Below are 26871 nucleotides of genomic sequence, written 5' to 3' on the forward strand. Positions count from 1 at the left end.
CACCGACCTGCCCCCGCGTCCACACCAGCCCCGGCAACGCCAACTGATCCGGAAACTTCCCCAGCACCGCCCGCCGCAACCGCGCCTGCTGCCTGACATCAAGCGCCTTCTGCTCCCCAGCACGCCGACCACGTTTCCCGGCATACAACGCCCGATTCCCGTTACGCTCAAACGCAGTCCACCACCGCGTCACCGACCGCTCCGACACCCCGAACAACTCCGCCGCCTCAACCTGCGTCCGCCCCGACCGGACCGCGGCCACCACCCGCCGCCGCAAATCCTCCTGCGACTGCTGAGAAAGCCGCCGCGCATCCGTCACCCGAACCCTCGCCACCATCACCCGATCATGCCACATTTGCCTTACGGATCAATAACCCGAATCGCCACTCACGACAGCTTGCGCCACGCGGTCAGGAACGCGTCCACCGTCTCCCGGTTCCGCACCGCGATCCGCAGGTACCGCGCGTCCAGCCCCGGAAAGGTGTCCCCGCGCCGCACCGCGAACCCGGACTCCCGCAACCGTTGCCGCACGCCGTCCGCCCCGGGCAACCGCACGAGCACGAACGGACCGCGCGGTTCCCCCAGCACCTCGACACCCAAGGCCGTCAGGCCCGAAACCAGGTACTCACGGTCCGATTCCGCCGACACCGCGAGCTTTTCCGCTTCCTCCAACGCCGACGGCCGGCAACACGCCACCACGGCGACGGCGGCGAGCGAGGAGACCGACCACGGCGGCTGAACCGCGCGCAGAGTGTCCACAACGGACTCTTCCGCCAGCACGTAGCCGGCGCGGAGACCGGCGATGCCCCACGTTTTGGTCAGGCTCCGGAGAACGGCGAAACCCGGTTGTCCCGCAACACTTTCGGTCTCACCGGGGACGGCGTCGAGGAAGGCCTCGTCGACGACGACCAAGCGGCCTGGGCGGCCCAGCGCCAGCAGGTCCGCGGCCGGGTGAAGGACCGAAGTCGGATTCGTGGGGTTCCCGACGAACACCAGATCCGCTTCTTCCGGAACCGAACGCAGCCGGAAACCGTCGTCGGGCGACAACAGAACGCGGTGCACGGTATGACCGGCCGCACGCAAAGCGGCTTCGGGTTCGGTGAACTGTGGGTGCACGACCACGGCATGTGAAGGCCGCAACGCGGTGGCCAGCAACGTGAAGGCCTCGGCCGCGCCAGAGGTCACCAAGACCTGCGACTCCGGCAAGGAGTGCCGGGCGGCCACCGCCGCGGTCGCCGCGGTGACGTCCGGATACGCGGCCAGATCGTCCAGTGCCGCCGCCAGTTCCGCACGCAGCCAAGCGGGCGGGGCCGGAAGCCGGACATTGACCGCCAGATCGACGAGTCCCTGGCCGACCTCGCGGTCGCCGTGGTGCCAGAGATCGTAGTCAGCCATGGGCGTGCACCGCGGCGGCGAACCGCTCGGCGAGTTCGGGATAGCCTGCCCAGTGGACATGCAGGTACGACGCGTGCAGTGACGCCGACGCGAATCCGTCGGGCGTGCGGTCCCAGCCCCAGGCCGGTGTCGGTCCGCTGCCGGGTTCGATCACCGTGCGGTGGAATTCGTGCCCGGTGACGCGTTGCCCGGCAACGGTCAGCACGGTGTCCGCGGGCGAGAAAGCCTTGCGGTAGCCGAGTTTCCCGCGTTTGGTCATGGTGGCCGACGCGTCGAGGACACCGGTCATCGGCAGCCCGTCGATGTCCTGGCACAGGTACAACAGGCCCGCGCATTCGGCCACGACAGGCATCCCGTCGCCGATGGCCCGCGCGACCGCCGTCCGCAGCGGCACGTTCGCCGACAGCTCTTCGGCGTGTACCTCGGGAAAGCCGCCGCCGAAGTACAGTCCGGCACAGCCTTCGGGAAGTTCCTTGTCCTGCAAGGGATCCACATCGACGACGTCGACTCCGGCGGCGGCGAGCAGTTCCACCGCCTCGGTGTAGCGGAAGGTGAACGCCGGGCCCGCCGCGGCGGCGACCACCGTGCGCGGACCGTCGTGAGAAAGCGGGGGCCGCCAAGGCTCACCCGAAAGCCGCGAAGCCGATCGCGCGACCTGGACGACAGCGCCGAGATCGACGCCTTCGCTGATCCACCCGGCCAGTTCCGGCAGCATCCGCTCGGACTCGCTCGCCCGCTCCGCCGCGGGCACGAGGCCGAGGTGACGGCTGGGCGCGTGGATCTCCTCGTTGCGGTACAACGTTCCCAGCAGCGGGACCCCGGTCGCCTCCAGCGCGGTGATGATCTCGTCCGCGTGCCGCTGCGAGCCCAGCTTGTTGAGGATCACCCCGGCGAGCCGGACGCGGGTGTCGTACTGCGCGAACCCGAGCACGGTCGCCGCGACACTGCGCGAAGCGGCCGAGGCGTCCACGACGAGCACGACCGGGGCGTCCAGCAGCCGCGCGACGTGCGCTGTCGAGGCGTACCCCTCGGTGCCGAGCGCCCCGTCGAACAGGCCCATCACGCCTTCGATGACCGCGATGTCGGCACCGGCGGAACCGTGCAGCAGCAACGGGATCAGCTGCTCCTCACCCTGCAGGAACGGGTCGAGGTTCCGCGCGGGCCGCCCGGTCGCGAGGGCGTGATAGCTCGGGTCGATGAAGTCGGGGCCGACCTTGTGCCCGGACACCTTCAGCCCCCGCGCGCGCAACGCCGCCATCAGGCCCGCGGCGATCGTGGTCTTCCCGTGCCCGGAACCGGGCGCGGCGATGACCACGCGATTCACCATTCGATGCCTCGCTGGCCTTTTTGCCCGGCGTCCATCGGATGCTTCACCTTGGTCATCTCGGCGACCAGATCCGCGGCCTCGATCAGCTCCGGCGGCGCGTACCGGCCGGTGATCACCACATGCTGGTGACCCGGGCGTTCCGTCAGTGCCGAGACGACGTCGTCGACTTCGAGCCAGCCCCATTTGAGCAGGTAGCTGAACTCGTCGAGCACGTAGAAGTCGTGGGTTTCGGCGGCGAGACGGCGTTTGATCTCGGCCCAGCCCTCGCGGGCGTTGGCGGCGTGGTCCTCCTCGGTGCCGGACTTGCGCGCCCAGCTCCAGCCTTCGCCCATCTTGTGCCATTCGACCGGTCCGCCCTGGCCGGTGTCTTCGTGCAGCTTGCCGAGCGCGCGGAACGCGGCTTCCTCGCCGACGCGCCATTTCGCCGACTTGACGAACTGGAACACGCCGATCGACCAGCCCTGGTTCCAGGCCCGCAACGCCATCCCGAACGCGGCCGTCGACTTCCCCTTCATCTCGCCGGTGTGCACGGCGAGCAGCGGGCGATTACGGCGCTGACGGGTGGTGAGTCCGTCGGCGGGCACGGTTTCCGGTTTGCCCTGTGGCATTACGCGGCCCTCCCGGAAATACGTGTGCGGACGGCACCGGCGAGCGTGTCGGCGGCGACCTCGGCGACCGGAACGTGTTCCGCGCCAAGGTGTTCCGCCAGTTCCGCGGCGAGCCCAAGGCGCATTTTGCCGCTCTCGCAGTCCATCACGATCGAGGTCACGTTCCCGGCCAGCAGCCCGGCCGCCTGCTGCGCCCGGTTGACGGCGTCGGCGCCGCTGGTCGCGCGGCCGTCGGTGACGACGACGAGCAGCGGCCGGCGCAGCGGATCGCGCACCGCTTCGATCCGCAGAACCCTCGCCGCTTCAAGGAGTCCCTCGGCCAGCGGTGTCCGGCCGCCGGTCGCGAGACCGTCCAAACGGGACGCCGCCGCGTCGACACTGATCGTCGGCGGCAACGCGAGTTCGGCACCGGAAGCACGGAAGGTCACCAGGCCCACCTTGTCACGTCGCTGGTAAGCGTCGAGGAGCAGCGAAAGCACGGCGGTCTTGACTTCGCGCATGCGTTGCCGCGCGCCCATCGAGCCGGACGCGTCCACGCAGAAGAGCACCAGGTTGCCCTCGCGCCCTTCCCGCCGCGCGAACCGCAGATCCCGCGCCCGCATCACGAGCCCGGCGCCACTCCGGCCGCGGGAACGCTGGTGCGGCGCGGCCGCGCGCACGGTCGCCAGCAGATGCGGGTGTCCGTCCTTGACCCCGGCGGGCTGGACGCCGATGGTGCGGCCGTTGTCGGTGATCGCGCGGGATCGCCGTCCGGCGGCGCCCTCGCCGGTGCCCTTCACCTCGAAACGCCTGGCACGAAAGGCTTCCCCGGCGCCGACCGGTTTCTGCTCGCCGCCGCTCTTGCCGCCGCCCGACGGTTCCTGGCCACCTTCCGACGGCGGCGGGCCCGAAGCCTCGCCACCCTCCGGAGGGGCACCGGAACCGGGGCCGTCATCGTCAGGACCAGGGCCTTCGGGCTCGGCGTCCTGCAGTGCCTGCTCCAGCTGTTCCTCGGAGATTCCAGGCGCGTCGAAGGGATTGCGGCGACGGCGGTGCGGAAGCGCGAGCCGGGCCGCGACCCGGACGTCGTCGGTGGTCACCTCGGTGCGCCCGGCCCAGGCGGCGTGCGCGACGGCGGTCCGCGCGGTCACGATGTCCGCGCGCATCCCGTCGACCTCGAACGACGCGCAGACCTCGGCGATCTGCCGCAGCGCGTCGTCCGGCAGCTTGACGGAGGGCAGAAGCCGTTGCGCTGCCTCGATGTCCGCGGCCAGCTCGGCGTCGGCCGCGGCGTATTGGCCGGCGAAACCGTCGGGATCCGCCTCGTAGGCGAGCCGCCGTCGGACGACCTCGACCCGCAGTTCCGGATCCCGGCTGGAGGCGACTTCGACGGTGAGGCCGAAGCGGTCCAGCAACTGCGGCCGCAGTTCGCCTTCCTCGGGGTTCATCGTGCCGATCAGGACGAACCGGGCGGCGTGCGACACCGAGACACCCTCGCGTTCGACGGTCGCGCGCCCCATGGCGGCGGCGTCGAGCAGCGTGTCGACCAGGTGGTCGTGCAGGAGGTTGACCTCGTCGACGTACAGCAGCCCGCGATGCGCGGCGGCGAGCAGACCGGGCTGGAAGTCGGTGACGCCGTCGGCCAGCGCGCGTTCCAGGTTCAGCGAACCGATCACCCGGTCTTCGGCCGCGCCGACCGGCAGTTCCACCAGCCGGGCGGGACGGCGGTGCGCGGGCGAGCCCTCGGCGTGCGGGCCGTCCGGGCAGGCCGGATCGGGTTCGACGGGGTCGCAGGAGAACCGGCACGCGTCCACGACGTCGACGCCGGGCAGCAGACCGGCCAGCGCGCGCACCATCGTCGACTTCGCCGTGCCCTTCTCCCCGCGCACCAGCACCCCGCCGACGGCGGGTGAGATGGAGGAAAGCACCAGCGCCAGGCGCAGATCCGGCATCCCCACAACGGCGGTGAACGGGTACGGCTTCACAGCACTCCCTGTCGTCGACGACCTCCGGCCGATCATCGCACAGGAAATCCGTCGTCTAGCGTGACGAGCGTGCGCGAAAAATCACCCCTGACGGTCGTCGGGATCGGAGCCGACGGCTGGTCCGGTCTGTCCTCGCAGGCCAGGGAAGCGGTGGTGAACGCGGACGTGGTCGTAGGCGCTCCGCGTCAGCTCGCGTACCTGCCCGCCGGGGTGAAAAGCGAACCGTGGCCCAGCCCGCTCCTTCCCGGACTGGAGGGGTTCCTCGCCGAACGCGAAGGCCACGTCTGCGTTCTGGCCAGCGGCGATCCCCTGCTGTCCGGCATCGGCACGACGCTGATCCAACGCGGTTACGACGTCGAGATCCTCCCCGCCCTCTCTTCGGTGACGCTCGCCCGCGCGAAGCTCGGCTGGTCGGCGGAGGAGACCGAGGTGGTCACCGTCGTCGGCCGCGCGATCGGCCGGGTGAGCCGGGCCTTGGCTCCCGGCCGGAAGATCCTCGTCCTCGGCGCGAACGCCGAAGACCTGCTCGACCTGCTCAAAGCCCGTGGCTACGGCAAGAGCCGCGTCACCGCGCTGTCCGACCTCGGCGGCCCCGACGAGCGGATCGGCCCGGGCTCGCTGACCGTGTACGCCATCGAGGCCGATGGACCCGCGCTGCCGCTGACCGGCCTGCCCGACGACGCGTTCGAGCATGACGGTCAGCTCACGAAACGCGACCTCCGCGCGTCCGCGCTGGCGAGGCTCGCGCCGTCGCCCGGTGAGCTGCTGTGGGACGTCGGCGCGGGCGCGGGCAGTGTCGGCATCGAGTGGTCCCGTGTGCATCCGCTGAACCGGGCGATCGCGATCGAGCGCTCGCCGGAGCGCGCCGCCCGGATCACCCGGAACGCGGACGCGCTCGGGGTCCCGGAACTCGACGTGGTGGTCGGTGCCGCGCCCGAAGCACTCGAAGGACTGGCCAAACCGCACGCGATCTTCGTCGGCGGCGGGCTGACCGTGCCCGGTGTGCTCGACGCCTGCCTGGAGACCGGCGCGCGGATCGTGGCGCACGGCGTCACGCTCGAATCGGAGCAGGCGCTGGCCCGCGCGTACGCCGAACACGGCGGGGAGCTGATCCGCGTCGGCGTCGAACAGGCCGCGCCGCTGGGCGGTTTCACCGGCTGGACCCCGGCGCGGGTCGTCACACAGTGGAGCAAAGCGTGACAGTGCACTTCATCGGCGCGGGCCCCGGCGCGGCCGATCTCATCACCGTGCGAGGCCGTGACCTGCTCGGCCGCTGCGGAACCTGCCTGTACCCCGGCAGCATGACGCCGACGGATCTGCTCGCCTATTGCCCGGACGACGCGGTGCTCGTCGACACCGCGAACCTCGACCTGCCCGCCATCGTCGAGCGGATGGTCGAGGCGCACCGGAACGGGCACGAGGTCGCGCGGCTGTGCTCCGGGGATCCGTCGATCTACAGCGCGGTCGCCGAGCAGATGCGCCGCCTCGACGCCGCCGGCGTTCCCTACGACGTCACGCCCGGCGTGCCCGCGTTCGCCGCCGCGGCCGCGCTGCTCAACCGCGAACTGACCGTGCCGGAGGTCGGCCAGAGCCTGGTCATCACGCGGGCACAGGCCCGGTCCACCGCCATGCCACCGGGTGAAACGCTGGCGAACTTCGCGCGCACCGGCACCACCCTCGCGCTGCATCTGGCGATCAATCGCATCGAGCAGGTAGTCGACGAATTGCGGCCGTTCTACGCCGACGACTGCCCGGCGGCCGTGGTCGCGTTGGCGAGTCAGCCCGGCGAGCAGGTGCTGCGCGGAACGCTCGGCACCATCGCCGCACAGTCCCGCGAAGCCGGGATCACCCGCGCGGCGATGATCTTCGTCGGGAAAGTCCTTGCCGCCGAAGGGTTTCCCGATAGTTTCCTGTATTCGGCCACGCGTGATCGAGCCAACCAACCGGAGTCGTTATGAAGGAACTGCGCTGGGGCCTGCTGGCCGCCGGGACCATCGCCGCCGAGTTCGCGGCGGGCGTCGACGAAAGCAAGCACGGCGTGCTGGAGGCCGTCGCCGCGCGCTCCGGTGATCGGGCGGCCGAGTTCGCGAGCCGCTTCGAGATCCCGAAGTGCTACGGCTCCTACGACGACCTGCTCGCCGATCCGGACGTCGACGCGGTCTACATCTCGACGCCGCATCCGCTGCACGGCGAATGGGCGATCCGCGCGGCCGAGGCAGGCAAGCACATCCTGTGCGAGAAACCGCTCACCATCTCGGTCAGCGAAGCCGAGAAGGTCATCGAAGCGGCGCGCGCCAACGACGTCTTCCTCATGGAGGCGTTCATGTACCGGCTGCATCCGCAGATCCGGCGGCTGGTCGAGCTGATCTCCAGCGGCGCCATCGGCGAGGTCCGCGCCGTCGACGTCGCCTTCAGCTACAACTTCGCCGTCCCCCGGCTCACCGATCCGGCGCTCGGCGGCGGCGGGATCTTCGACGTCGGCTGCTACTGCACCTCGCTCGCGCGGCTGGTGTCGCAGGCGGCGACCGGGCAGGACGTCGTCGAGCCCGAAGAGGTGCTCGGGATGGCCAAGCTCGACGAGAACGGCGTCGACGAGGTCGCGTTCGGACTGCTGCGGCTGCCCGGCGGCGTCCTCGCGCAGCTGGCCTGCGGTTTCCAGCTGACCCAGGACGACCACATCCGCGTCTACGGCTCACAAGGGCAGCTGTACGTGCCGAAACCGGCGTGGATCCACGAAATGCGCCAGCCGAGGTCGTCGCAGATCATCCTCACGCCGGAAGGCGGGGAGCCCGAGGTGATCGAGGTGGAAGCGACTCAAGGCCTCTTCGCTCGCGAGGCCGACCATGTCGCCGCGCATCTCGCCGACCGGCAGGCGCCCGAACTCACCTGGGCGGAAACGCTCGCCAATCTGCGCACCCTCGAACGGTGGCGCGCGGCTGTCGCCCGATGACGCTGCTCATCCTGGGCGGCACCGGCGAAGCCCGCGAGCTGGCGAAGGAACTGGTGGCGCGCGGTGCGCACGTCGTGTCGTCACTCGCGGGGCGTGTCGCGCGCCCGAAACTGCCCGACGGCGAAGTCCGCGTCGGTGGCTTCGGCGGCCCGGAGGGTCTCGCGCGCTGGCTGACCGAGAACGACGTCGCCGCGATGGTCGACGCGACGCATCCCTTCGCGGAACGCATCGGAGCCAACGCGGCGAAAGCCGCACAGGCGACGAACACGCCACTGCTCAGGCTGGCCCGGCCTGGCTGGACCGAGCAGCCGGGCGACACGTGGCACTGGGCGGACGACCTCGGCCACGCCGCGCGACTCCTCCCGGAGCTGGGTGAACGAGTGTTCCTCACCAGCGGACGGCAGGGGCTCGCCGCCTTCGCCGGGCTCGACGACCTCTGGTTCCTGATCCGCTGCGTCGATCCGCCCGAGGCGCCGCTCCCCCGGCGGCACGAAGTCCTGCTGGACCGCGGCCCGTACACGGTCGAGAAGGAGCGCGAGCTGATGGAGCGGCACAGCGTCCAGGTGCTCGTCACGAAGGACAGCGGCGGCGCGATGACCGCGGCGAAGCTCACCGCCGCCCGCGAACTCGACCTCCCCGTGGTCGTCGTCCGACGGCCTCGGCGACCCGAAACGGCCAGCGTGACGACGGTTCAGGACGCCCTAACCTGGCTCGGGGCCCCGAACAAGGGCAGCCCTGCGTAAGCCGTTCGGAGCAGACCCGTTAGCGTTGCGCCGATGCGTCTGATCGCTGTCACGCTGGGGTTGCTGTCCGCCTTGTGCGCGTTGGCTTTCCCTTTCCTGCCGGTGGTGCAGGACACAGCGGAGGTCGTCTGGCCAACGGGCGGCGACACCCGCTCCGTCAACGCGCCCTTGACCGGGTACTGGGCACAGGACCTGCGCGTCGATCTGCCGTGCGCGACCATCCGTTCGCTGGACGCGCGCACGCAGGGCCAGGCGCTGCTGTTCTCCACCGTGCCCGACGGCCGCACCGACCCGCGCGCGGGCAAGGGCGTCGGCCTGCAGTTGCGCATCGACAACGGTGTGCTGCTCGCCTCCAGCCAGGGCCAGCAGATCGTGCAGCAGCCCCTCCCCCCTCAGTCAACGTCGCAGCAGAACTGCGACGTCAAGCTCCGTACCGACGCGAACCAGATGACGGTGACGGTCGCCGAGACCGTGGTGTTCCACGCCGAGGGTGACGTCCGGCCGCGGCTGGTCGGGATCTACTCGTCGATCAACGCGGGCAAGGACCCGATCACCGGGCTGCACGTTTCGGTGGTCCCCGACACCCGCTACCAGACCTCGCCCACGGTGCTGAAGTGGATCATCGGGGTGATCGCGGCGCTGTCGTTCATCGGCTGCCTGATCGCGGTGTGGCGGATGGACTCCGGTTTCGCGCGCCGCGCGCCGCGCTGGGCGCCGGTCGGCTGGTGGCGGCTGACCGCTCGCGACGCGACGGTGATCGTCGCGCTCGGCGCCTGGGTCTTCATCGGCCCGGTCACCTCGGACGACGGCTACATCCTCACGATGTCGAGAGTCGCCGAAGAGACCGGCTACCTGACCAACTACCACCGCTGGTTCGGCGTCGCCGAGGCGCCGTTCGGCTGGTTCTACCACGTGTATCAGCTGATGGCGCACGTCAGCACGGTGCCGCCGTGGATCCGGCTCCCGTCGTTCCTGCTCGGCGTGCTGAGCTGGCTGCTGATCAGCCGCGAGGTCATGCCCCGCCTCGGCACCCAGGTCCGGACGAGCCGCGCGGCCGGCTGGGCCGCCGCCGCGGTGTTCCTGGTCTGGTGGATGCCGTTCAACAACGGCGTCCGGCCGGAACCGGTCGCCGCGCTGGGTTCGCTGCTGGCGATCTGCGCCGTCGAACGCGCGCTGGTGACCCGCCGCCTGCTGCCGCTGGCCCTCGGCCTCACCGCGGCCGGCTTCACCCTGGCCGCGACGCCGACCGGGCTGATCGCCGTCGCGCCGTTCCTGGTCGCGGCCCGCCCGCTGTTCAAACTGGTCCGCCAGCGCGCCGAGAACGGCTGGCTGCCGGTGCTCGCGCCGGTGCTGGCCGCCGGGCTGCTGGTACTGGTCGTGGTGTTCGCCGACCAGACCTTCGCCACCGTCCAGGAGGCGACCCGGATCCGCACCCAGGTCGGCCCGAACCTGTCGTGGTTCCAGGAACTCGCGCGCTACCAGTTGCTCTTCGAAAGCCTGCCGGACGGTTCGGCACCGCGCCGGTTCCCCGTCCTGCTCGTGCTGCTGTGCACCGGGACCTGTCTGGTGGTGCTGCTGCGCCGCGGCCGGATCCCCGGCGCCGCGCTCGGCCCCAGCCGCCGCCTGATCGGCACGGTCGCGCTGTTCTTCCTGCTGCTGGCGCTGACCCCGACCAAGTGGACGCACCACTTCGGCGCGTTCGCCGCGGTCGGCGCGGCCATGGCGGCGCTGACCGCGCTGGCGACCAGTTCGACGGTGCTGCGGTCGAGGCGCAACCGGGCGGCGTTCCTCGCCGGGCTGCTCGTGGTCGGCGCGCTGGCCGCGACCGGACCCAACTCGTACTGGTTCGTCTCGAAACTCGGCGTGCAGTGGACCGCGGTGGCACCGTCGATCGGCGGGATCCCGCTGTCGACGATCCTGCTCATCGCGGCCGGGATCTCCGGGGTGTACGCGTTCGTGGAGAACGTCCGCGCGCACCGGCCCGGTCTGCCCGCGGGGCCGCAGGAAGGCCGAGGGCGGTCGCTGCGGCTCGGTTCGCTCTCACTGGTGGTCGTCTGCGGTCTGATGGCCACGGGCGAGTTCGTCAGCATGGCGTGGGCGATCCACAACCAGGCCGGTTCCTACAGCCTCGGCGCCGCGAACTTCGGGCATCTGTCCGGCAAGAGCTGCAACCTCTCCGACCACGTGATGGTGGAACGGGACGCCGCCACGAGCATCCTGCGGGCCCAGCCCGAACAGCGGACCGTGCCGGTGAAGAAGGAGGAGCCGCCCGCCGGGCAGACCCCGCCGCCGCTGCCCGATCCGGAACAGGACAACGGCCGCGTGCAGACCGGGTTCCACACCCGCGCCATCGACGACAAGGACCCGCTGGCCGAACCGCCGCACGGGTTCAAACCCGACGAAGTGCCGATGTGGAGCAGCTTCCTCGACCCCGAAACGCGAGCCGGACGGCTGCGCAGCGACTGGTACGCCCTCGCCGAAAAGCCCGCGGACGGCCAGATCGTGGTCGCCACCGCTGGGGCGTCACGACGGCCGACGTCGGTCAGCCTCGACTACGGCGTGAACACCGGTGAAGGCGTGAAGGTGCTCCGAAGCCAGTTCGTGCTCCCGCCGGGCGCGGGAACGAACGGCTGGAACGACACCCGCATCAACCTGCGCGACCTCCCCGCCGAGACGACGTCCGTGCGGATCAACATCGTGGACAACGACCTCACCGAGGACGGCTGGATCGCCGCGTCCGCACCCCGGGTCCCGACGTTCACCACGCTGACCGAGAAGATCGCGGGCAAGCAGGTGTACGTCGACTGGCCGGCGTCGTTCGTCTACCCGTGCGTGCAGCCGGTGACCTCGCACGACGGCATCTCGAAGATGCCCGACTACCGCATCACCGCCGGCGCCGTCGCCGACGAGGCGAACTGGGCGTCCAGCACCAACGGCGGCCCGATCGGCTGGCTCGAAGAGGTCGCGAACGAACCCGAGGTGCCCAGCTACCTGATCGGCCAGCCGAGCCAGTCGTGGGGCCAGCTGCTGCAGGTCGAACCGTTCACCGAGGGGATCGCGCCGACGATCATCCACGGCGAGAAGGTCGTCCCGGGCTGGTGGTCGCCGGGTCCCGGACCGCGGCAGCCGAACGGCAAGGACCCGACGCGCTAGCACGCCGTGAAGGCCTCCTTCCCTACCCTCAAAGTCAATGCCAGGAGCTTAAGGCCGGCGGGGCGGTCGCGTGTCGGACATGTTCGCCCAGGTCGGGTAGCCCGGCTCCAGTACGTACCGTCCGTTCGGGCAGCGACTGTTCGCCCACGAAGGTCGATGGTGTCGATGGTCCGTGAAGGCCTCCTTGAGGGACTCAGAGTCCCTCAAGGAGGCCTTCACGGACTTGATAACACGGGCAAAGGGTGATCAATCGGACGAATCGGCTCTCTATGAATCCTTTATGGACAGTTGGAGAGCCTCAGGAACCGTCGCTTAAGTTCCTGGCATTGACCCTCAAAGTAGGGAAGGAGGCCTTCACGGACCTTCCTGACGTGATGCTGCGGGTGAGGGGTGGGTCCCGCACGCCGTCACCGAACGGCCAGGCCACCGCACGCGCCACCGAACCCCGTCACCGCACAGCCAACCCCGCCAGCTCCGACGGCAACGAGCCCTCGTGCAGCACCCCGAGCCGCTGCGTGGCGCGGGTGAGCGCGACGTAGAGCTCGGCCGCGCCGCGCGGGCCGTCGGCGAGGATCCGGTCCGGGTGCACGACCAGGACCGCGTCGAACTCGAGGCCCTTCGTCTCCGACGCGGGCACGGTGCCCGGCACACCCGGCGGCCCGATCACGACGCTGGTGCCTTCACGGCCGGCTTCGTCCTTGACGAAGTCCTCGATGGCGGCGGCCAAGGTGTCGTCGGTGACGGACCTCGCCCACGGCTGGACACCGTTGGAGCGGACCGAATCGGGGGCCCGGACGTCCGGTGCGAACTCGGCGAGCACCGAGGCGGCGACGGCCATGATCTCCGACGGCGTGCGGTAGTTCACCGTCAGCGACCGGTAGACCCAGCGGCCCGGTACGTACGGCTCCAGCATCGAGGCCCACGACCGCGCCCCGGCTTCGGACCGTCGCTGCGCGAGGTCGCCGACCACGGTGAAGGATCGGTTGGGGCAGCGCCGCATCAGCACCCGCCAGTCCATTTCGGACAGTTCCTGTGCCTCGTCGACCACGACGTGCCGGTACGTCCAGTCCCGGTCCGCCGCGGCGCGTTCGACCAGGCTGCGTGTGTCGTGCTCGACGAACCGGTCGGCGAGTTCGTCGGCGAAGAGCAGGTTTTCCGCGGACAGCATGATGTCCTCGTCCATCTCCTCGCGGTCGAGTTTCATCGTGTCCAGTACGCCCTCGGCGTACTCGGCCTCGGCCTTCTTCTCCCGCACAACGGCCTGCTCCGCCGCCTTTTCCGCCGCCGTGTCCCGGCCGAGGAGGTCGACGAGTTCATCGAGCAGCGGCATGTCCGACACCGTCCAGGCCTCGCCGTCGGCGCGCAGCAACGCCTGGTCGGCGCCGGCCGCGCGCAGCCGTTCCTCCGACGAGAGGAGCGACCCCAGCAGCCTTTCGGGGGTCAGGATCGGCCAGAGCGCGTCGAGCGCGGCGGTGAAGGCCTCGCTTTCCGCCAGCTCCTTGAGCAGATCCTTGCGCAGCCGCTCCCATTCGTCGCGGTCGTCCCGGCTGAGCCAGCCGCGGCCGATGCGCGCGATCGCCCGTTCGGTGAGCACGTAGGTGACGATGTCGGTGAACACCGCGCGGGCCTCGTTGTGCGGCAGCTCGCTCTTGCGCCCCTCGTCCCTCGCCCATTCCGCGGTCTCGGCGTCGATCCGGACGGTGACGTCGGTCAGCTCGATCTCCAGCGGCTCCTCCGGCACCCGCTGGCGATCGGCGACGGCGGCGTTGAGGACGTCCAGCATCTTCAGCGAGCCCTTGAGCCGCGCCACCTCCGGTCCGTCCTCGGCGGTGACGTGTTTGCCGGGGACGAAGTCGCCGGTGGTCATGAACACCACGTCGGTTTCGCCCAGCGACGGCAGGACGCGGCCGATGTGGTGCAGGAACGCCGGATTCGGCCCGACCACGAGCACGCCGTGGCGTTCCATCCGCTCGCGCTGCGTGTAGAGCAGGTAGGCGACGCGGTGCAGCGCCACCACGGTCTTCCCGGTACCCGGCCCGCCTTCGATCACCAGTACGCCGGGGTGCTCGTGCCGGATGATCTCGTCCTGCTCGGCCTGGATCGTCGCGACGATGTCGCGCATCCCCTCCCCGCGCGGCGCGTTGACGGCCGCGAGCAGCGCCGCGTCACCCTCCGCGTCATCGCCGGGACGGCCGAACACCTCGTCGGTGAATCCGCGCAGCTCACGCCCGTACGTGTGGAACTGGCGGCGACGGCGCATCTTCTCCGGCGTCGCGGCGGTCGCGGTGTAGAACGGGCGTGCCGCCGGTGCCCGCCAGTCGAGCAGCACCGGTTCGTAGTCCTTCTCCTCGTCGAAGAGACCGATGCGGCCGATGTAGGACGTCTCCCCCGAAACGCTGTCCAGCCTGCCGAAACACAGTCCGTTGTCCACGACGTTCAGCCGCCGCGACTCCCGGTCCAGCGCGCGCACCTCGACGTCCCGTTCCATGGCCGTCCCGCCGGTTCCTCCCAGCGCGGCCTGGAACTCCCCCTTCACCCGCGCGCGTTCGGCGTCCAGGCGCGCGTAGAGCCCGGCGACGTATTCGCGTTCGGATCGCAGTTCTTCTTCATGACCCTGAGTTGACACAGGCTCCCATTTCCGCAGGTTCCGGCTACGGCGAGTGAGTCTGCGGCATGACCGGGGGCTTGTGGCAAGTCCCCCTATGCGCTATATGTTTATTACGGAGGGAGTCAGCTTCCGCATGGTGGCGCGTATTCGAGCCCCGGAAAGTACCTCTCCCACTCTTCTCTCGTGATCCTCGGCGTCGCCAATCGGCAGATCTCCTCGCCCACCCGCTCGGCGTCCGTCTGCCACAGCTGCACACCGCTGCTCCCGATCGCGAGCGTATGCCCGTCGTCCCGGAACGCGAGCGAGTTGACCGTCGCGGCGAAGCCGGTGAGCTGCGCCGTTTCGACCGGCTTCCGGGGGTCAGTGAGATCCCAGACGCGCACCGTCCGGAAGGCCGACGTGGCCAGTTCCCGGCCGGTCGGGCCGAACGCCAGGCTTCCCAGGCCTTCGGCATGGTCCAGCTTCGCCAGCCGTACGGCGTGTGCGCGATCGGCGATGTCCCAGAGGTAGACGGCCCGGTCGCTGCTGCCCGCGGCCACCGTGCGGCCGTCGGGGCTCAGCGCCATCTTGAACAGCGCGCCGCCGTCGGGCCGCAGGGCCGACACCAGGCTCGGACGCTTGGGGTCGGCGACGTCCCACAACGTCACCGCGGACGTGTCGAGGCCCTGGCTCGACACGAGCGTCCGCCCGTCGGGGGTGAACGCGAGCGACCACACCGTCCCGTCGCCGACCGGGAGGACCCGCGGTTCGGCGAACCGCGTGGGATCGCTGACGTCCCAAAGCTGGATCGGCCCGTCGTCGTGGCCGGAGGCGAACGTCCGCCCGTCCGGGCTGAACGCGAGTGAGTAGGTCGGCCAGGCGGGGGTCGACGCCATCAGTTTCGGCACCGTCGGATCGCTGATGTCCCAGCGTTGGATGACGAACTTCCCGGCAACCCCGGCGCCGTCGTGCGCCGCCAGCGCGAGGCTGCGCCGGTCGGCACTCAGCGCGACGGCGGTGACGGTGGCCGGGCCGGGGATCTTCGCGAGCTGCCTCGGCGCCCGAAGGTCGTCCATCGCCCAGAGCCGCACGTCGTCCCCGCCGGTGACGAGGATCCGCCCCTGTCCGGTGAACGCGGCGGCGGCCCAGCCGACGCTCGAGGCCAGCGCGAGTTCGCCGACGTCCTGCAGCCGGACGGTCCGGTCCGCGCTGGCGGAGACGATGGTCTTGCCGTCCGGGGAGAACGCCGTCCACCAGATGGAGTTCGTATGCCCGGCCACCGACGGCAGTTCTTTCGCGGGTCCCGTGACGTCCCACACCCGCACGGACTGGTCGTCCCCCGCGGTGACCACCAGCCTGCCGCTCGGGCTGAAACCCGCCGCCCAGACGACGGCCGGGGTGTCCAGCGTCGTCAGCAGCTTCGGCGCCGCCGGATCGGTGACCTCCCAGAGCTTCGCCGTACTGTCCCAGCTCGTGGTGATCAGGCGCTTTCCGTCGGGACTCCACGATGGGGTGAGTTGCAGATCCTGGTGTCCGGAAAGGACCGAAAGCCGTCGCGGCGCGGACGGCGTGGTGACGTCCCAGAGTTCCGCCGTCCAGTTCGTGTTCGTGACCGCGAGCAGGTGACCGTCGGGGCTGAAGACGGCCCGGTCGAGATGCGCGGCCGGGACATCACCGAGCGGTTTCGGCGCGCCGAGGCCGGTGACGTCGGTGAGCCGGACGGTGCCGTCGGCCGATCCGCTGACGAGGAGGTGCCCGTCCGGGCTGAAGTCGAGGGAGCGGAGGTCGTCCCGGTGCCCGGCGACGTCCGCCTTCCGCACCGGCTGCCGCGGATCGGTCAGGTCCCAGAGCCGGACCGCGTGCTCTCGGGTGGCCGTCGCCAGCGACCGCCCGTCCCGGCTGAACGCCAGCGGCCCGCGAACCTCCGCCGAACCGGGCAGCGTCGCGAGGAGCACCGGACGCCGTGAATCGGCGATGGACCACACCTGCGTCGCCCGGTAGGCGTCGGAGGTGATCATGAGCCGCCCGCTCAGCGCGACGGTGACGTCGCCGGGGTCGAAGGTCATCCGGGTGGCGAACGGCGCCGCCATGGACGCGAGCAGACCGTCGTGGGTCTCCTGGATCGGCGCGAGCCGGTACGCGGCGAGGCTGAGTTGTGTCGACAGCGCGGGATTCGACTCCCGCAACGCCTTCGCGTCGACGACGGCCTTCCGTGCCAGCGCGACGTTCCGCTGGTCTGTCGCGGTCCGCCCGGCGTCGACGGCGTACCCGACGGCCACGCCCGCGAGCACCAGCAAGACGCCGAGGAGCGCGACGAGCCGTCGCAGTCTTCGCGTGCGCTTGCGGCCGACCGCGGTCTCTTCGGCTTCGGCGTCGAGCCCGGCTCGCAGGAACTCCTGCTCGCGCGTGCTCAGCGCGTCCGGTGTCCTGGCCGCCCATTCGGCCGCGAGTCCGAGGCGGGTGCCGCGGTAGAGGCTGCCCTTGTCCCGGTCCAGCGACTCCCACAGGTCGGTCGCTTCGGCGAGCTGGCGGTGCAGCCGATGCCCTTCGCGGTCCTCGGCGAGCCAGTCGCGCAGCCTGGGCCAGCCGCGGATCAGGGCCTCGTGGGCGATCTCGACACTGTCGCGGTCGAGAACGAGCAAGCGCGCGTCGGCGAGGCGTTCGAGAAGCTCGGTCGTCGCCGGATCGTCGTCGAGTTCGCGCCGGTTGAGACGGCGCTTCGTGTCTTCGGTGCCTTCGCCGAGCGCGGTCAGGCGAAGGAAGATCTGCCGGACGACGGCCTGGGCGTCCGGCTCCAGATCCGTGTAGACGGACTCCGCGGTCTGGGCGATGGCGTTGAGGATCCCGCCGGCTGCTTCGTACGCGGCGCTGGTCAGCGTGATCCCCTGGCGCCGCCGCCAGGTCTCCATCAAGGCGTGCGACACCAGCGGCAGCATGGCCGGCTGGCCGGTGGCGTCGGCGACGAGCGTGGTGACCAGTGCCGACTCGACCCGGCAGCCCGCGCGGACGGCGGGTTCGACGATCGCGGTCCGGAGCTCGTCGGCGGTCATCGGGCCGACCATCACCTGCGCGTCGGTGAGCGCCTCGACGAGACCGGCGTGGCGGCAGAGGTGCCCGTAGAAGTCGGCGCGGACGCCCAGGACGACGCGGCTCCCGTGCTCGTCGCGGGCGAGCGCCAGCAGCGTGTCGAGGAAACGATCGCGCTCGTCCTGGTCGTGGCAAAGCGTGTAGACCTCTTCGAACTGGTCGACGATCAGGAGCCGCCCCTCGGCGTCGAGGTCTTCTCCGAGCGGGTGCGCGCCGGGCGTGCGAAGGACCACCGGCCGGTCGCTGACGGCCGCCAGCCCGGCCCGCAGTACCGAGGACTTCCCCGAGCCCGAAGCGCCGAAAACGCCGACGAGACGACGTTCCGTGAGTTTGCCGGTCAGTTCGGCGACCAGCCGCTCGCGGCCGAAGAACCGGTCGGCGTCGGATCGCTGGAAAGCGGCCAGTCCCAGATACGGAGGCTCGGTGTCGTCGCTTCCGCCTTCGGCCGCGGCGCGTTCGGCTGCGATCGCGCGCCAACGGTCCTCCCATTCGCGGACGTCGCCGCCGCACGCGGTGACGTACGCGGCCGTCACCGCGAGACCGGGCAGCTTCCGGCCGCCCGCCGCTTCGGACAGCGCGGCGGCCGAGTACCCCGCACGGGACGAAAGCGCGCGGTAGGTCGGCCCGCCGGCCTTCTCGCGAAGCAGGCGAAGATCCGCCGCGAACCGCACGACGACCTCGTCGCCCGGCCCCAGCGGGCGCTCGCGTCTCGGCACCAGGCCCCCCTGATCGTCGAAGCGTTATCGAATGGTCATTGTTCACCGAAAACGGCCGGACACTGTACAAAAGTTCTGCGCTACAACCGATGGCGTGCCGATTCGAACCCCAGTGGTGAAAGTGGTCTTCGCGGGTATCTCGGAACCACCCGTGTCCTCGGATCTGGAGGTACTCGCCCACACCCCCGACGAACGCGACGCGATCTCGCGGATCACCGCGCTGCGCCCGGACGTCCTCGTCCTGCCCGTACGGCCACCCGGTCTCGACGGCTTGGCCGTGACCCGCGACGTGGCGTCCCGCGCGCCGGAAACCGCTGTGCTCGTGCTGACCCCACCCGGCGACGGGGAACTCTGGGTCGCCGCGATCCAGGCCGGCGCACGAGGTGTCCTGGCCCGGACCGCGGGCGGTGAAGACCTCGTCCGCGCCATCCACGGGGTGGCGGCGGGCGCGGTCGTGTTCGGCGAGCGCGCCGCGGACCGCCTCTACGGCCTGCTGGCCGCTTCCCGGCCGATCCGGGTGTTCCCCCGGCTGACCTCACGGGAACACGAGGTGCTCGATCTGCTGGCGGGCGGCCTGGAGATCCCGGCGGTCGCGCGACGGCTGGGGCTCGCGACCAAGACCGTGCGCAACGTCGTCTCGGCGGTGCACGCCAAAGTCGGCACGGACGATCGGGAGGTGCTACTGGGCCAGGCGCGCAACGCCGGGCTGGGCCGTCACTCGTAGGTGCGAGGCGTCCAGACGATCCCGTTCTCGGCGCGGGTCTTGGACGACCCCACGATCAGCAGGCAGCGCATGTCCACGCTCGCCGGATCGAGGGTGCCGAGGGTGACGACGCGGATGTCCTCCTCCGGGCCGCCGACGTCACGGGCGACGACCACCGGCGTCTCCGGCGCGCGGTGCCGGAGCAGCACTTCGCGGGCCTGTGCGAGCTGCGTGGTCCGCGTCCGCGACGCCGGGTTGTACAGCGCGAGCACGAGGTCCGCGGCACCCGCCGCGTCGAGCCGTCGTTCGATGATCTCCCACGGCTTGAGCCGGTCGGACAGCGAAAGCACGCAGTAGTCGTGCCCGAGCGGCGCGCCGACCCGGGACGCGGCCGCCTGCGCGGCGGTCACCCCCGGCACGATCCGCACCCGCGTGCCTGCCCCGTGCCCGGCCGCGACCTGCTCCAGCACGGCCGACGCCATGGCGAACACGCCTGGGTCGCCCGAGGACACCACCGCGACCCTGGCCCCGCTCGAGGCCAGTTCGAGCGCCTCCACGGCGCGTTCCGCCTCGACCCGGTTACCCGACGCGTGCCGCTGCTGGCCCGCTCGCTGTGGCACTCGCGCGACGTACGGGCCATAGCCGACGATGTGTTCCGCCGCGGCCAGTTCCTCGGTCGCTTCGGGTGTCAGCCAGTCCGGGCCCGCCGGGCCGAGTCCGACGACCACGACTTCGCCGCCGGTGTGCGTTTCCCGCTTCGGGGTGACTTCGGGTTCGTCGGCGAGCCGGGACGCGTAGGCCGGGCTGGGCAGCAGAGCCAGCGAGAAGTACGGCACCGACTCCGGGTCGACGTCGGCGAACGGCTCGACGCGCTGCGCCTGCCAGGTCGCGCGCTCGACGTAGAAGGCGTCGTCCAGTTTCCCGGCCTCGGCCAGCGCCTCGCGGACGTTGCCGAACGTGCGGCCGAGTTTGAGCACCGCCGCGGCCTGCGTATCGGCCAGCCGTCGCGCGAGTTCCGGCGCGGGCAGGGTGCCGGGCAGGATCGTGAGGACCTCGTCGCGCTGCACCAGCGGACGGCCGAGCACCGACGACGCCGCGCTCACCGACGTCACGCCGGGCACCACGGTCGCCTCGTAGCGGTCGGCGAGCCGTTCGTGCATGTACATGTAGGAGCCGTAGAAGAACGGGTCGCCCTCGCAGAGCACGACCACGTCGCGTCCGGCGTCGAGATGCTCGGCGAGCCGTTTCGCGCTCAGCTCGTAGAAATCGGCGATCGCGCCCTCGTAGCCGCCGGGGTGGTCGGTGGTCTCGGTGGTGACCGGGTAGACCAGCTTCTCCTCGAGCTGGCCGTCCCGCAGATACGGCTCCGCGACCGAGCGCGCGATGCTCCGGCCGTGCCGGGCGCTGTGGTAGGCGATGACGTCGGCCTCGCCGATCAACCTCGCGGCCTTGACCGTCATCAGTTCCGGGTCACCGGGACCGAGCCCGATACCCCAGAGTTTCCCGAGCCCGCTCATTCGACCTCACTCGCCATCGCGTTGATCGCGGCGACGGCCATCGCGCTGCCGCCACGACGTCCGTGCACCACCAGATACGGGGCGGGAGCGCGTTCGACGAGCTCCACTTTGGACTCGGCGGCGCCGACGAAGCCCACCGGGACACCGATGATCGCCGCCGGGGCGCCGACGCCCTCGTCCAGCAGTTCCAGCAGCCGGAACAGCGCGGTCGGCGCGTTGCCGATCGCCACCACGGATCCGGGCAGCTTGTCGCGCCACAGTTCCAGCGCGGCCGCGGAGCGGGTGGTGCCCATCCGCTCCGCCAGCCCCGGCACCTTCGGGTCGGACAACGTGCACAGCACCTCGTTGGCCGCGGGCAACCGTTTGCGGGTCACACCGGAGGCGATCATGGTGGCGTCGCACAGGATCGGCGCGCCCGCTTCGAGGGCCGCGCGGCCGGACTCCACCACGTCGAGGCTGTAGCGGAGGTCGTCGACCAGGTCGACCATCCCGCAGGCGTGGATCATCCGCACGGCCAGTACCGCGACGTCGTCGGGGAGGATCGCGAGATCCGCCTCCTCGCGGATGGTGGCGAACGAATGCCGGTAGATCTCGGCCCCGTCCCGGATGTAGTCGATCACTGCTGTCCCTTCACTTCGGCACTGTCCTTCTCCGCCAGTACTGTCGCCAGCTCGCCGGCCGGGACCCACGTCCCGTCGACCAGATATCCGTCCTCCGTCGCGAGCACGTCGACGTGCTCGTGCGCCGGTTTCCCGCAGCGCCGCGCACAGCCGGCGAAATGGACCCTCGGCGTCCGGCCGATCCGCGCGGCGTCGGCCCGGACGTCGGCGAGCGACTTCGCGCAGCCGGGCCGTCCGATGCAGGCGCTGACGCCCAGCGACGGCGCCCGCGGATCGACGATCAGGCCGGGGTCCGCTTCCAGCGGGCCGCGGACGAGGATCGACCGCCATGGCGTGACCACGGCGTCTCCGGCGTTCGCGATCTTGCGCGCCTGAGCCGAGGTGAGCAGACCCAAGACCGGAGCGACCCCGACGGCGTCGCCGATCGGCCCGATGGGCAAGCCGGGATTCACGGGGAACCTCTGCGGCTCTCCGGTTTCGCCCGGTACGTCCTCGATCAGCGGTCCTGTGGCGGCTAGTTCGCTGACCCGCCAAGCGGTTCCTCGCGTCCGGAGGAACGCTCGCGCGACCGAGAGCAACGCCTCGACGGCGTGCTCGGCCGTGACGCGCAGGCCGGTGTCTTCACCGGCGAGCAGCACAGCGCCTTGATTTCGCCCGGTCACGCGCCAGCAGACGTCGGCCCCTTCTCCGGCGACGTCACCGTGGCCGCCGTCGAGGGCGAAAAGAAAACGTCCCGGGAGCTCGGCCAGCTCGGGAACCGCACACAGGGCCGTGTCGAGAGCGGCGGCGAGATCTTGGGCGATGTCACTCAGCGGCGACGCGAGGATGTTGCGCACGCGTTCGTGTGACGGCGCGGGCAGAAGCCCGGCAGCGGAGAGCCGGGCGGCGAGGCCGGGACGGGTGACGCCGCGAAGCTGGACATTGCCGCGAGAAGTCAGGTGCAGGGCGCCGTCGCCGAGCTCGTCGGCGGCGTCGGCGAGTGCTCTGAGCTGGGCCTGCGTGATGGCGCCGCCGGGAAGCCGGACCCGCGCGAGCGGACCGTCTGCGGCGTCGTGCGTGGCGAAAACGCCGGGGCACGCGTCGGCTCGGGCACGCGCGCTCGTGGACATGCGCTCACTGTAGATGCCTCCGTTCAGCGTTAGCACCACTCAGATCATATGTAGTAGATGTGCTACATTCGATCGCATCACTGAGATGGGGGTGACCAAATGAGAGATCCACATGACGTGATGGTCTCCGTCAAAGATCTTCGGATGCGCTACGGGACGAACGACGTCCTCCACGGCGTCGACTTCACCGCGCACCGGGGTGAAGTGATCTGTCTGCTGGGGCCGAACGGGGCGGGCAAGACCACGACTATCGAGATCCTCGAAGGCTTCCGGATGCGCTCGGAAGGCGAGGTCAGCGTGCTGGGTACCGACCCGGCACAAGCGGACGAGAACTGGAGGGCGCGGCTGGGGGTCGTCCTCCAGGCCTGGCGTGACCACGCGAAATGGCGGGTACGGGAGCTGCTGGAGCACCTGGGCGGTTACTACGCGCCGTACTCCACCGAGCACATCAGGCGGCCGTGGGATCCGGACGAACTGATCGCCGCGGTCGGACTGACCGAGCACGCGGACAAGAGGGTCCGGATGCTGTCGGGCGGGCAACGACGCCGTCTCGACGTCGCGATCGGCATCGTCGGCCGTCCGGAACTGCTGTTCCTCGACGAGCCGACCGCCGGCCTGGATCCGGAGGCGCGGCGCGAGTTCCACGACCTCGTGCACCGGCTGACCGATGACGACGACACGACGATCCTGCTGACCACACACGACCTCGACGAGGCCGAAAAACTGGCCGACCGGATCCTGATCCTGAACCACGGCCGGATCGTCGCCGACGGTTCGGCCGACGCGCTGAGCAGGCAGATCGCCGGCGAAGCCGAGGTGCGCTGGACGCTGGACGGCCAGCGGTTCGTGCACTCGACCACGGAATCGACGAAGTACGTGCACGAACTGTTCAAACAGCACGGCGACGCCATCGGCGACCTCGAGGTACGCCGGGCCTCACTGGAGGACACGTACATGACCCTGGTCCGCAAGGCGGAAGCGCCGCTCGTGGAGGTGGATGCGCGATGAACGCGGTTCAGCACAGCCTCCGGCTGGGCGTCCGACGCGGCTTCCTCGAGTCGCGCCAGACCCTGACCAATCGCGAGGATCTGTTCAACACCTTTCTCTTCCCGGCGATCTTCGTGGTCGTCATGTTCTTCATGCGCGGCTCGAAACTGCCCGGAACCGAGTTCTCACTCGGCGCCGCCACCGTGCCGAGCGTGCTGGGCGCGTCGATCGTGTTCAGCGGCATGCTCGGCATGGCGGGCGTCCTCGCCGTCGAACGCGAAGACGGCACACTGCTGCGCGCCAAGGCCACCCCGAACGGGATGCTCGGCTACCTCGTCGGCAAGGTCGTCACGATCTCCATCGGCACCGTCATCGGGATACTGCTGGTGCTGATCCCCTGCCTGGTCCTGTTCGACGGCATCGCGCCCGGTGGCCTCACCTCGTGGCTGGGCCTGCTGTGGGTACTGGCGCTCGGCCTGCTCGCCACCATGCCGATCGGCGCGATCTTCGGCTCGCTGACCACCAACGCGCGCAGCATCGGCCTGATCATGCTGCCGACCATGGGCATCGGCGCGATCTCCGGCATCTTCTACCCGATCACCGCGCTACCCGAATGGGTGCAGGGCATCGGACAGGTGTTCCCGATGTACTGGCTCGGCCTCGGCATGCGGTCGGCGCTGCTGCCCGACTCGACGGTGCTGATCGAGATCGGGCAGTCTTGGCGGCCGTGGGAGACCCTGGGCGTGCTGACCGCGTGGGCCGTGATCGGATTGGTGCTGGCCCCGGTCGTCCTGCGGCGCATGGCGCGGCGCGAGTCCGGGTCCTCGGTGGCGGCACGACGGGAAAAGGCGATGCAGCGAATTGGCTAGTTCATGAGCGAGGTCGTTTACAACCGGATCGCGATGTTACGGGCGGAACGGGGCATCTCCCGCCGCGAGCTCGCCGACGCGCTGGGCGTCCATTACCAGACCATCGGCTATCTCGAGCGCGGCGAGTACAGCCCGAGCCTCTACCTCGCCCTGCGGATCGCGGCGTTCTTCGAGGTGGCGGTGGAGATCATCTTCTCCACCGCCCCTTTCCCTCGGATCGGGGATTCCTCTTCGGAACGGTCTGCGTGACGGGTCGCCTTTAGCCGACTGAACGCGAGGCCGGGCTAACGGCTGTGGACGGTACCGATCTGGCTCCGCCGGAGATCCGGGCCGCTGAACTTGTCGGCGACCGCGTGCAGGATGGCGGTCATCGCGAGGGCGGCGGGCGTGGGCTCGCGGCTTTCGGTGCGGGCCAAAAGGATTCGCCGGGTCGGAGCGGGCACGTCGGTGCCGAAGGGGACCAGGCGGACGTCGTTGCGCCGGTTGGTCAGAGCCAGGCGCGGGGCGATGGCGATACCGAGTCCGGCGGCGACCATCGCCTGCGCCTCCTGGTAGTCGTGCGATTCGTAGGCGATGACCGGTTCGAAGCCGGCGAGACGGCAGCTGCGGCGCAGAACCTCCGCCACGGGATGGTTGTCCGCGCGGATGATCCAGTCCTGCCCGGCCAGCGCGGTGAGGCTTACTTCGGACTGTTCGAGCAGCTCGGAGTTGGCGGGCACGACGAGCACGGTGGGGTCGTCCAGCAGATGGGTGACGGTCAGCTGGTCGTCGTCGACGCGACTCCAGTGGTAGTCCCACAACAGCGCCAGCTCGATCTCGCCGGTGTTCAGGAGTTCGAGCAGCTGGGCCAGCATCGCCGACCGGACCGCCGCGCGGACGCCGGGGTACTTCCGGGAGAACCGGGTCAGCGCCAAGGGCAGCAGGCTCGCGCTGACCGTCGGGAAGGAGCCGAGCCGGAGGGTGCCCCGGTCGAGGCGCGCGAACACGTCCAGGTCCGCTTGCGCCGCACTCAGCTGACGGCGGATCGCCCGGCCGCGTTCGGCGAGCGCCAGACCGGCGTCCGTCAGCCGGACCCCGCGGGGCAGGCGCTCCAGAAGTGGCTGTCCGGCTTCCGCCTCGAGCCGGGACATCTGCTGCGACGCGGCCGAGGTGGTCATGCCGATCGCCTCGGCCGCGCCGGTGAGGGAGCCGTGGGTGGCGACTTCGGCGAGCAGCAGGATCCGGCGTACTTCGAGCATCGATCGGACCTCCGAGGACCGCTACGGGTTTAGCTGAGCTAAAGCCAGTGTAAGAGAACGAGCATTGTGCTCAACTCTCGGCGGAGTCAAGGTGACCTCAGTTCGGCTTCGGCCCAGCGAGAGTGAGGTAACCGGAGTGCACGTTCCCGCGACGCTCGTACGCGGCGGCACCAGCAAATGCTGGCTGTTCGACCAGCGCGACGTTCCACCCACCCTGGACGGCATCGAGGAATTGCTCGTCAACGCCTACGGGGCCGACGATCCGGTGCATTTGAACGGCGTCGGCGGAGCCACGCCGACGACCTCGAAGGCCGCTGTCGTGCGTCCCGGCGACACGGAGGGCATCGACGTCGAGTATCTCTTCGGGCAGGTCGGGATCGGTGTGCCCAAAGTGGAATGGGGCAGCAACTGCGGTAACTGCGCGACCGCCATCGCACTGTGGGCGGTCACCCGCGGCCTCCTGCCGATCACCGGCGATCGCACCACCGTCGTCCTGCGCAACGTCAACACCGGCGCGGTACTCGAGGCCATTGTGGACACCCAGGGCGGCGTGGTGCCCGAGTTCGGCACCGTGACCGTGCCGGGCACCCGCGCCGGCGGGGTCGCGGTCGGCCTGACGTTCCTCGACCCGGCCGGGGGAACGACCGGTTCGCTGCTGCCGACCGGGGTCCCCGTCGAAGAAATCGAAGCGGAGGGCCGCCGAGTCCGCGTGACCCTGCTCGACGCAGGAGCACCGATGGCCCTCGTCGATGCCTTTTCGGCGGGCCGCAACGGTGCCGAGTCCGTTGTGGACGTTCGTGCCGACGTGCCGTGGTTGAGATCGGTCAGGCTGGCCGCGGCACTCCGCATGGGGCTCGGCACAAGCGGGGGCGAGCCCTCGGACGCGGTTCCCAAGGTCGGTCTCGTCGGCGAACCCGTGGACTACGTGAGTACCACCGGCGAGCCGATCGCCGCCGGGGATTACGACGTGTCGGTGCGCATGCTCTCGATGAACAGCCCGCATCCGGCGATCGGCCTCACCTCGGCCGTCGGTATCGCCGTGGCCAATCTACTCGGCGACTCCGTGGTCGGCGCGCACTCCGGCGCGGTGGGCGGGCAACGCCTGCGCATCGGGACCCCGGCGGGCGTCGTCGAGGTCGTCAGCACCGAGATCGGTGACGGACGGCCGCGACGGGTCACCGTCCGTCGCGCCGCCCGTGTCCTCTGCGACGCCACGATCCTCGTCCCGGAACCGCTCGCGATCCGGCGTCACGTACTCCCCACCGCCTCGCGCGGTTAGCCTGTCCACTCCTCTCCCT

Annotated in this window: 21 protein-coding genes; 10 read left to right on the forward strand and 11 right to left on the reverse strand. The window is 70.4% G+C overall.

Translation table 11 applies throughout. The features are described 5' to 3' along the window. The 5 genes from ACZ7KI_RS00005 to ACZ7KI_RS00025 form a co-directional block, all read right to left on the reverse strand. Positions 1-337, reverse strand: a 337-nt coding sequence (locus tag ACZ7KI_RS00005; RefSeq protein WP_470271023.1) for a helix-turn-helix domain-containing protein, incomplete at its 3' end; no start/stop codon positions are given. 50 nt (positions 338-387) lie between these two features. Then, on the reverse strand, positions 388-1395 hold the full coding sequence (gene cobC, locus ACZ7KI_RS00010; protein WP_470271024.1) for an Rv2231c family pyridoxal phosphate-dependent protein CobC: 1008 nt from the start codon (positions 1393-1395) through the stop codon (positions 388-390). Continuing rightward, complete coding sequence (locus tag ACZ7KI_RS00015; protein ID WP_470271025.1) at positions 1388-2722, reverse strand: cobyrinate a,c-diamide synthase; 1335 nt, start codon at positions 2720-2722, stop codon at positions 1388-1390. Before ACZ7KI_RS00015 ends, cobC begins: the two co-directional genes overlap by 8 nt. Then, the gene (gene cobO, locus ACZ7KI_RS00020) at positions 2716-3330 is read right to left on the reverse strand and encodes a cob(I)yrinic acid a,c-diamide adenosyltransferase (RefSeq protein ID WP_465501589.1); all 615 of its coding nucleotides are present in this window, start codon (positions 3328-3330) and stop codon (positions 2716-2718) included. Before cobO ends, ACZ7KI_RS00015 begins: the two co-directional genes overlap by 7 nt. After that, complete coding sequence (locus ACZ7KI_RS00025) at positions 3330-5294, reverse strand: putative cobaltochelatase (RefSeq protein WP_470271026.1); 1965 nt, start codon at positions 5292-5294, stop codon at positions 3330-3332. The genes cobO and ACZ7KI_RS00025 overlap by 1 nt, the downstream gene beginning before the upstream one ends. A 60-nt stretch (positions 5295-5354) precedes the next feature. Between ACZ7KI_RS00025 and cbiE the strand changes: the two genes are divergently transcribed. Genes cbiE through ACZ7KI_RS00050 form a run of 5 tightly spaced genes read left to right on the forward strand, consistent with a single transcriptional unit; the run spans position 5355 to position 12140 of the window. Beyond that, positions 5355-6494 (forward strand): precorrin-6y C5,15-methyltransferase (decarboxylating) subunit CbiE, encoded by a 1140-nt coding sequence (gene cbiE, locus ACZ7KI_RS00030; RefSeq protein ID WP_470271027.1) that lies wholly within the window; start codon positions 5355-5357, stop codon positions 6492-6494. Next, positions 6491-7252: a precorrin-4 C(11)-methyltransferase gene (cobM, locus tag ACZ7KI_RS00035; protein WP_470271028.1), complete on the forward strand. Its 762-nt coding sequence runs from the start codon at positions 6491-6493 to the stop codon at positions 7250-7252. Before cbiE ends, cobM begins: the two co-directional genes overlap by 4 nt. Then, positions 7249-8244, forward strand: coding sequence for a Gfo/Idh/MocA family protein (locus tag ACZ7KI_RS00040; RefSeq protein ID WP_470271029.1), 996 nt, complete (start codon positions 7249-7251; stop codon positions 8242-8244). Before cobM ends, ACZ7KI_RS00040 begins: the two co-directional genes overlap by 4 nt. Then, on the forward strand, positions 8241-8987 hold the full coding sequence (locus ACZ7KI_RS00045) for a cobalt-precorrin-6A reductase (protein WP_470271030.1): 747 nt from the start codon (positions 8241-8243) through the stop codon (positions 8985-8987). Before ACZ7KI_RS00040 ends, ACZ7KI_RS00045 begins: the two co-directional genes overlap by 4 nt. 33 nt (positions 8988-9020) lie before the next feature. Then, positions 9021-12140, forward strand: coding sequence for an arabinosyltransferase domain-containing protein (locus ACZ7KI_RS00050; RefSeq protein ID WP_470271031.1), 3120 nt, complete (start codon positions 9021-9023; stop codon positions 12138-12140). Positions 12141-12588: 448 nt separating this feature from the next. Here ACZ7KI_RS00050 and helR read toward each other — a convergent pair whose 3' ends face one another. Both helR and ACZ7KI_RS00060 read right to left on the reverse strand, forming a co-directional pair. Continuing rightward, positions 12589-14766: an RNA polymerase recycling motor ATPase HelR gene (gene helR, locus ACZ7KI_RS00055; protein WP_470271032.1), complete on the reverse strand. Its 2178-nt coding sequence runs from the start codon at positions 14764-14766 to the stop codon at positions 12589-12591. Between the two features lie 104 nt (positions 14767-14870). After that, positions 14871-18530 carry an nSTAND1 domain-containing NTPase gene (locus ACZ7KI_RS00060; protein WP_470271033.1) on the reverse strand — a complete coding sequence of 1220 codons (3660 nt, stop codon included), beginning with the start codon at positions 18528-18530 and terminating at the stop codon, positions 14871-14873. Positions 18531-18624: 94 nt separating this feature from the next. Between ACZ7KI_RS00060 and ACZ7KI_RS00065 the strand changes: the two genes are divergently transcribed. Continuing rightward, the gene (locus ACZ7KI_RS00065; protein WP_470271034.1) at positions 18625-19254 is read left to right on the forward strand and encodes a response regulator; all 630 of its coding nucleotides are present in this window, start codon (positions 18625-18627) and stop codon (positions 19252-19254) included. On the opposite strand, the gene ACZ7KI_RS00070 is transcribed toward ACZ7KI_RS00065, so the two are convergent. Genes ACZ7KI_RS00070 through ACZ7KI_RS00080 form a run of 3 tightly spaced genes read right to left on the reverse strand, consistent with a single transcriptional unit; the run spans position 19245 to position 22479 of the window. After that, the gene (locus ACZ7KI_RS00070) at positions 19245-20750 is read right to left on the reverse strand and encodes a precorrin-2 C(20)-methyltransferase (protein ID WP_470271035.1); all 1506 of its coding nucleotides are present in this window, start codon (positions 20748-20750) and stop codon (positions 19245-19247) included. The two genes, ACZ7KI_RS00065 and ACZ7KI_RS00070, sit on opposite strands and share 10 nt — an antisense overlap. Next, positions 20747-21370, reverse strand: coding sequence for a precorrin-8X methylmutase (locus tag ACZ7KI_RS00075; protein ID WP_470271036.1), 624 nt, complete (start codon positions 21368-21370; stop codon positions 20747-20749). Before ACZ7KI_RS00075 ends, ACZ7KI_RS00070 begins: the two co-directional genes overlap by 4 nt. Then, complete coding sequence (locus ACZ7KI_RS00080) at positions 21367-22479, reverse strand: precorrin-3B synthase (protein WP_470271037.1); 1113 nt, start codon at positions 22477-22479, stop codon at positions 21367-21369. Before ACZ7KI_RS00080 ends, ACZ7KI_RS00075 begins: the two co-directional genes overlap by 4 nt. Positions 22480-22578: 99 nt before the next feature. On the opposite strand from ACZ7KI_RS00080, the gene ACZ7KI_RS00085 reads away from it, so the two are divergent. From ACZ7KI_RS00085 to ACZ7KI_RS00095, 3 genes are read left to right on the forward strand one after another with little or no spacing between them, the layout of a single operon-like run. Continuing rightward, positions 22579-23487, forward strand: coding sequence for an ABC transporter ATP-binding protein (locus ACZ7KI_RS00085; RefSeq protein WP_470271038.1), 909 nt, complete (start codon positions 22579-22581; stop codon positions 23485-23487). Next, the gene (locus ACZ7KI_RS00090; protein WP_470271039.1) at positions 23484-24335 is read left to right on the forward strand and encodes an ABC transporter permease; all 852 of its coding nucleotides are present in this window, start codon (positions 23484-23486) and stop codon (positions 24333-24335) included. Before ACZ7KI_RS00085 ends, ACZ7KI_RS00090 begins: the two co-directional genes overlap by 4 nt. A gap of 3 nt (positions 24336-24338) precedes the next feature. Beyond that, positions 24339-24584, forward strand: coding sequence for a helix-turn-helix transcriptional regulator (locus tag ACZ7KI_RS00095; RefSeq protein WP_101605726.1), 246 nt, complete (start codon positions 24339-24341; stop codon positions 24582-24584). A gap of 35 nt (positions 24585-24619) precedes the next feature. On the opposite strand, the gene ACZ7KI_RS00100 is transcribed toward ACZ7KI_RS00095, so the two are convergent. Continuing rightward, a complete protein-coding gene (locus ACZ7KI_RS00100; protein WP_470271040.1) occupies positions 24620-25573 on the reverse strand; it encodes a LysR family transcriptional regulator in 954 nt (317 codons plus the stop codon). 136 nt (positions 25574-25709) lie between these two features. Here ACZ7KI_RS00100 and ACZ7KI_RS00105 point away from each other — a divergent pair, with 136 nt between their 5' ends. Further along, positions 25710-26852: a PrpF domain-containing protein gene (locus ACZ7KI_RS00105; protein ID WP_470271041.1), complete on the forward strand. Its 1143-nt coding sequence runs from the start codon at positions 25710-25712 to the stop codon at positions 26850-26852. Positions 26853-26871: the final 19 nt, after the last annotated feature.

It is taken from the genome of Amycolatopsis sp. NPDC039088, from assembly GCF_055598845.1.

What these genes read in the sequence shown, in the direction of transcription:
- ACZ7KI_RS00070 (WP_470271035.1), bottom strand. Translation starts at nt 20,750, where the DNA reads ATGAGCGGGCTCGGGAAACTCTGGGGTATCGGGCTCGGTCCCGGTGAC.
- ACZ7KI_RS00015 (WP_470271025.1), bottom strand. Translation starts at nt 2,722, where the DNA reads ATGGTGAATCGCGTGGTCATCGCCGCGCCCGGTTCCGGGCACGGGAAG.
- ACZ7KI_RS00090 (WP_470271039.1), top strand. Translation starts at nt 23,484, where the DNA reads ATGAACGCGGTTCAGCACAGCCTCCGGCTGGGCGTCCGACGCGGCTTC.
- ACZ7KI_RS00045 (WP_470271030.1), top strand. Translation starts at nt 8,241, where the DNA reads ATGACGCTGCTCATCCTGGGCGGCACCGGCGAAGCCCGCGAGCTGGCG.
- ACZ7KI_RS00085 (WP_470271038.1), top strand. Translation starts at nt 22,579, where the DNA reads ATGAGAGATCCACATGACGTGATGGTCTCCGTCAAAGATCTTCGGATG.
- ACZ7KI_RS00080 (WP_470271037.1), bottom strand. Translation starts at nt 22,479, where the DNA reads ATGTCCACGAGCGCGCGTGCCCGAGCCGACGCGTGCCCCGGCGTTTTC.
- ACZ7KI_RS00040 (WP_470271029.1), top strand. Translation starts at nt 7,249, where the DNA reads ATGAAGGAACTGCGCTGGGGCCTGCTGGCCGCCGGGACCATCGCCGCC.
- ACZ7KI_RS00050 (WP_470271031.1), top strand. Translation starts at nt 9,021, where the DNA reads ATGCGTCTGATCGCTGTCACGCTGGGGTTGCTGTCCGCCTTGTGCGCG.
- cobO (WP_465501589.1), bottom strand. Translation starts at nt 3,330, where the DNA reads ATGCCACAGGGCAAACCGGAAACCGTGCCCGCCGACGGACTCACCACC.
- ACZ7KI_RS00100 (WP_470271040.1), bottom strand. Translation starts at nt 25,573, where the DNA reads ATGCTCGAAGTACGCCGGATCCTGCTGCTCGCCGAAGTCGCCACCCAC.
- cobC (WP_470271024.1), bottom strand. Translation starts at nt 1,395, where the DNA reads ATGGCTGACTACGATCTCTGGCACCACGGCGACCGCGAGGTCGGCCAG.
- ACZ7KI_RS00095 (WP_101605726.1), top strand. Translation starts at nt 24,339, where the DNA reads ATGAGCGAGGTCGTTTACAACCGGATCGCGATGTTACGGGCGGAACGG.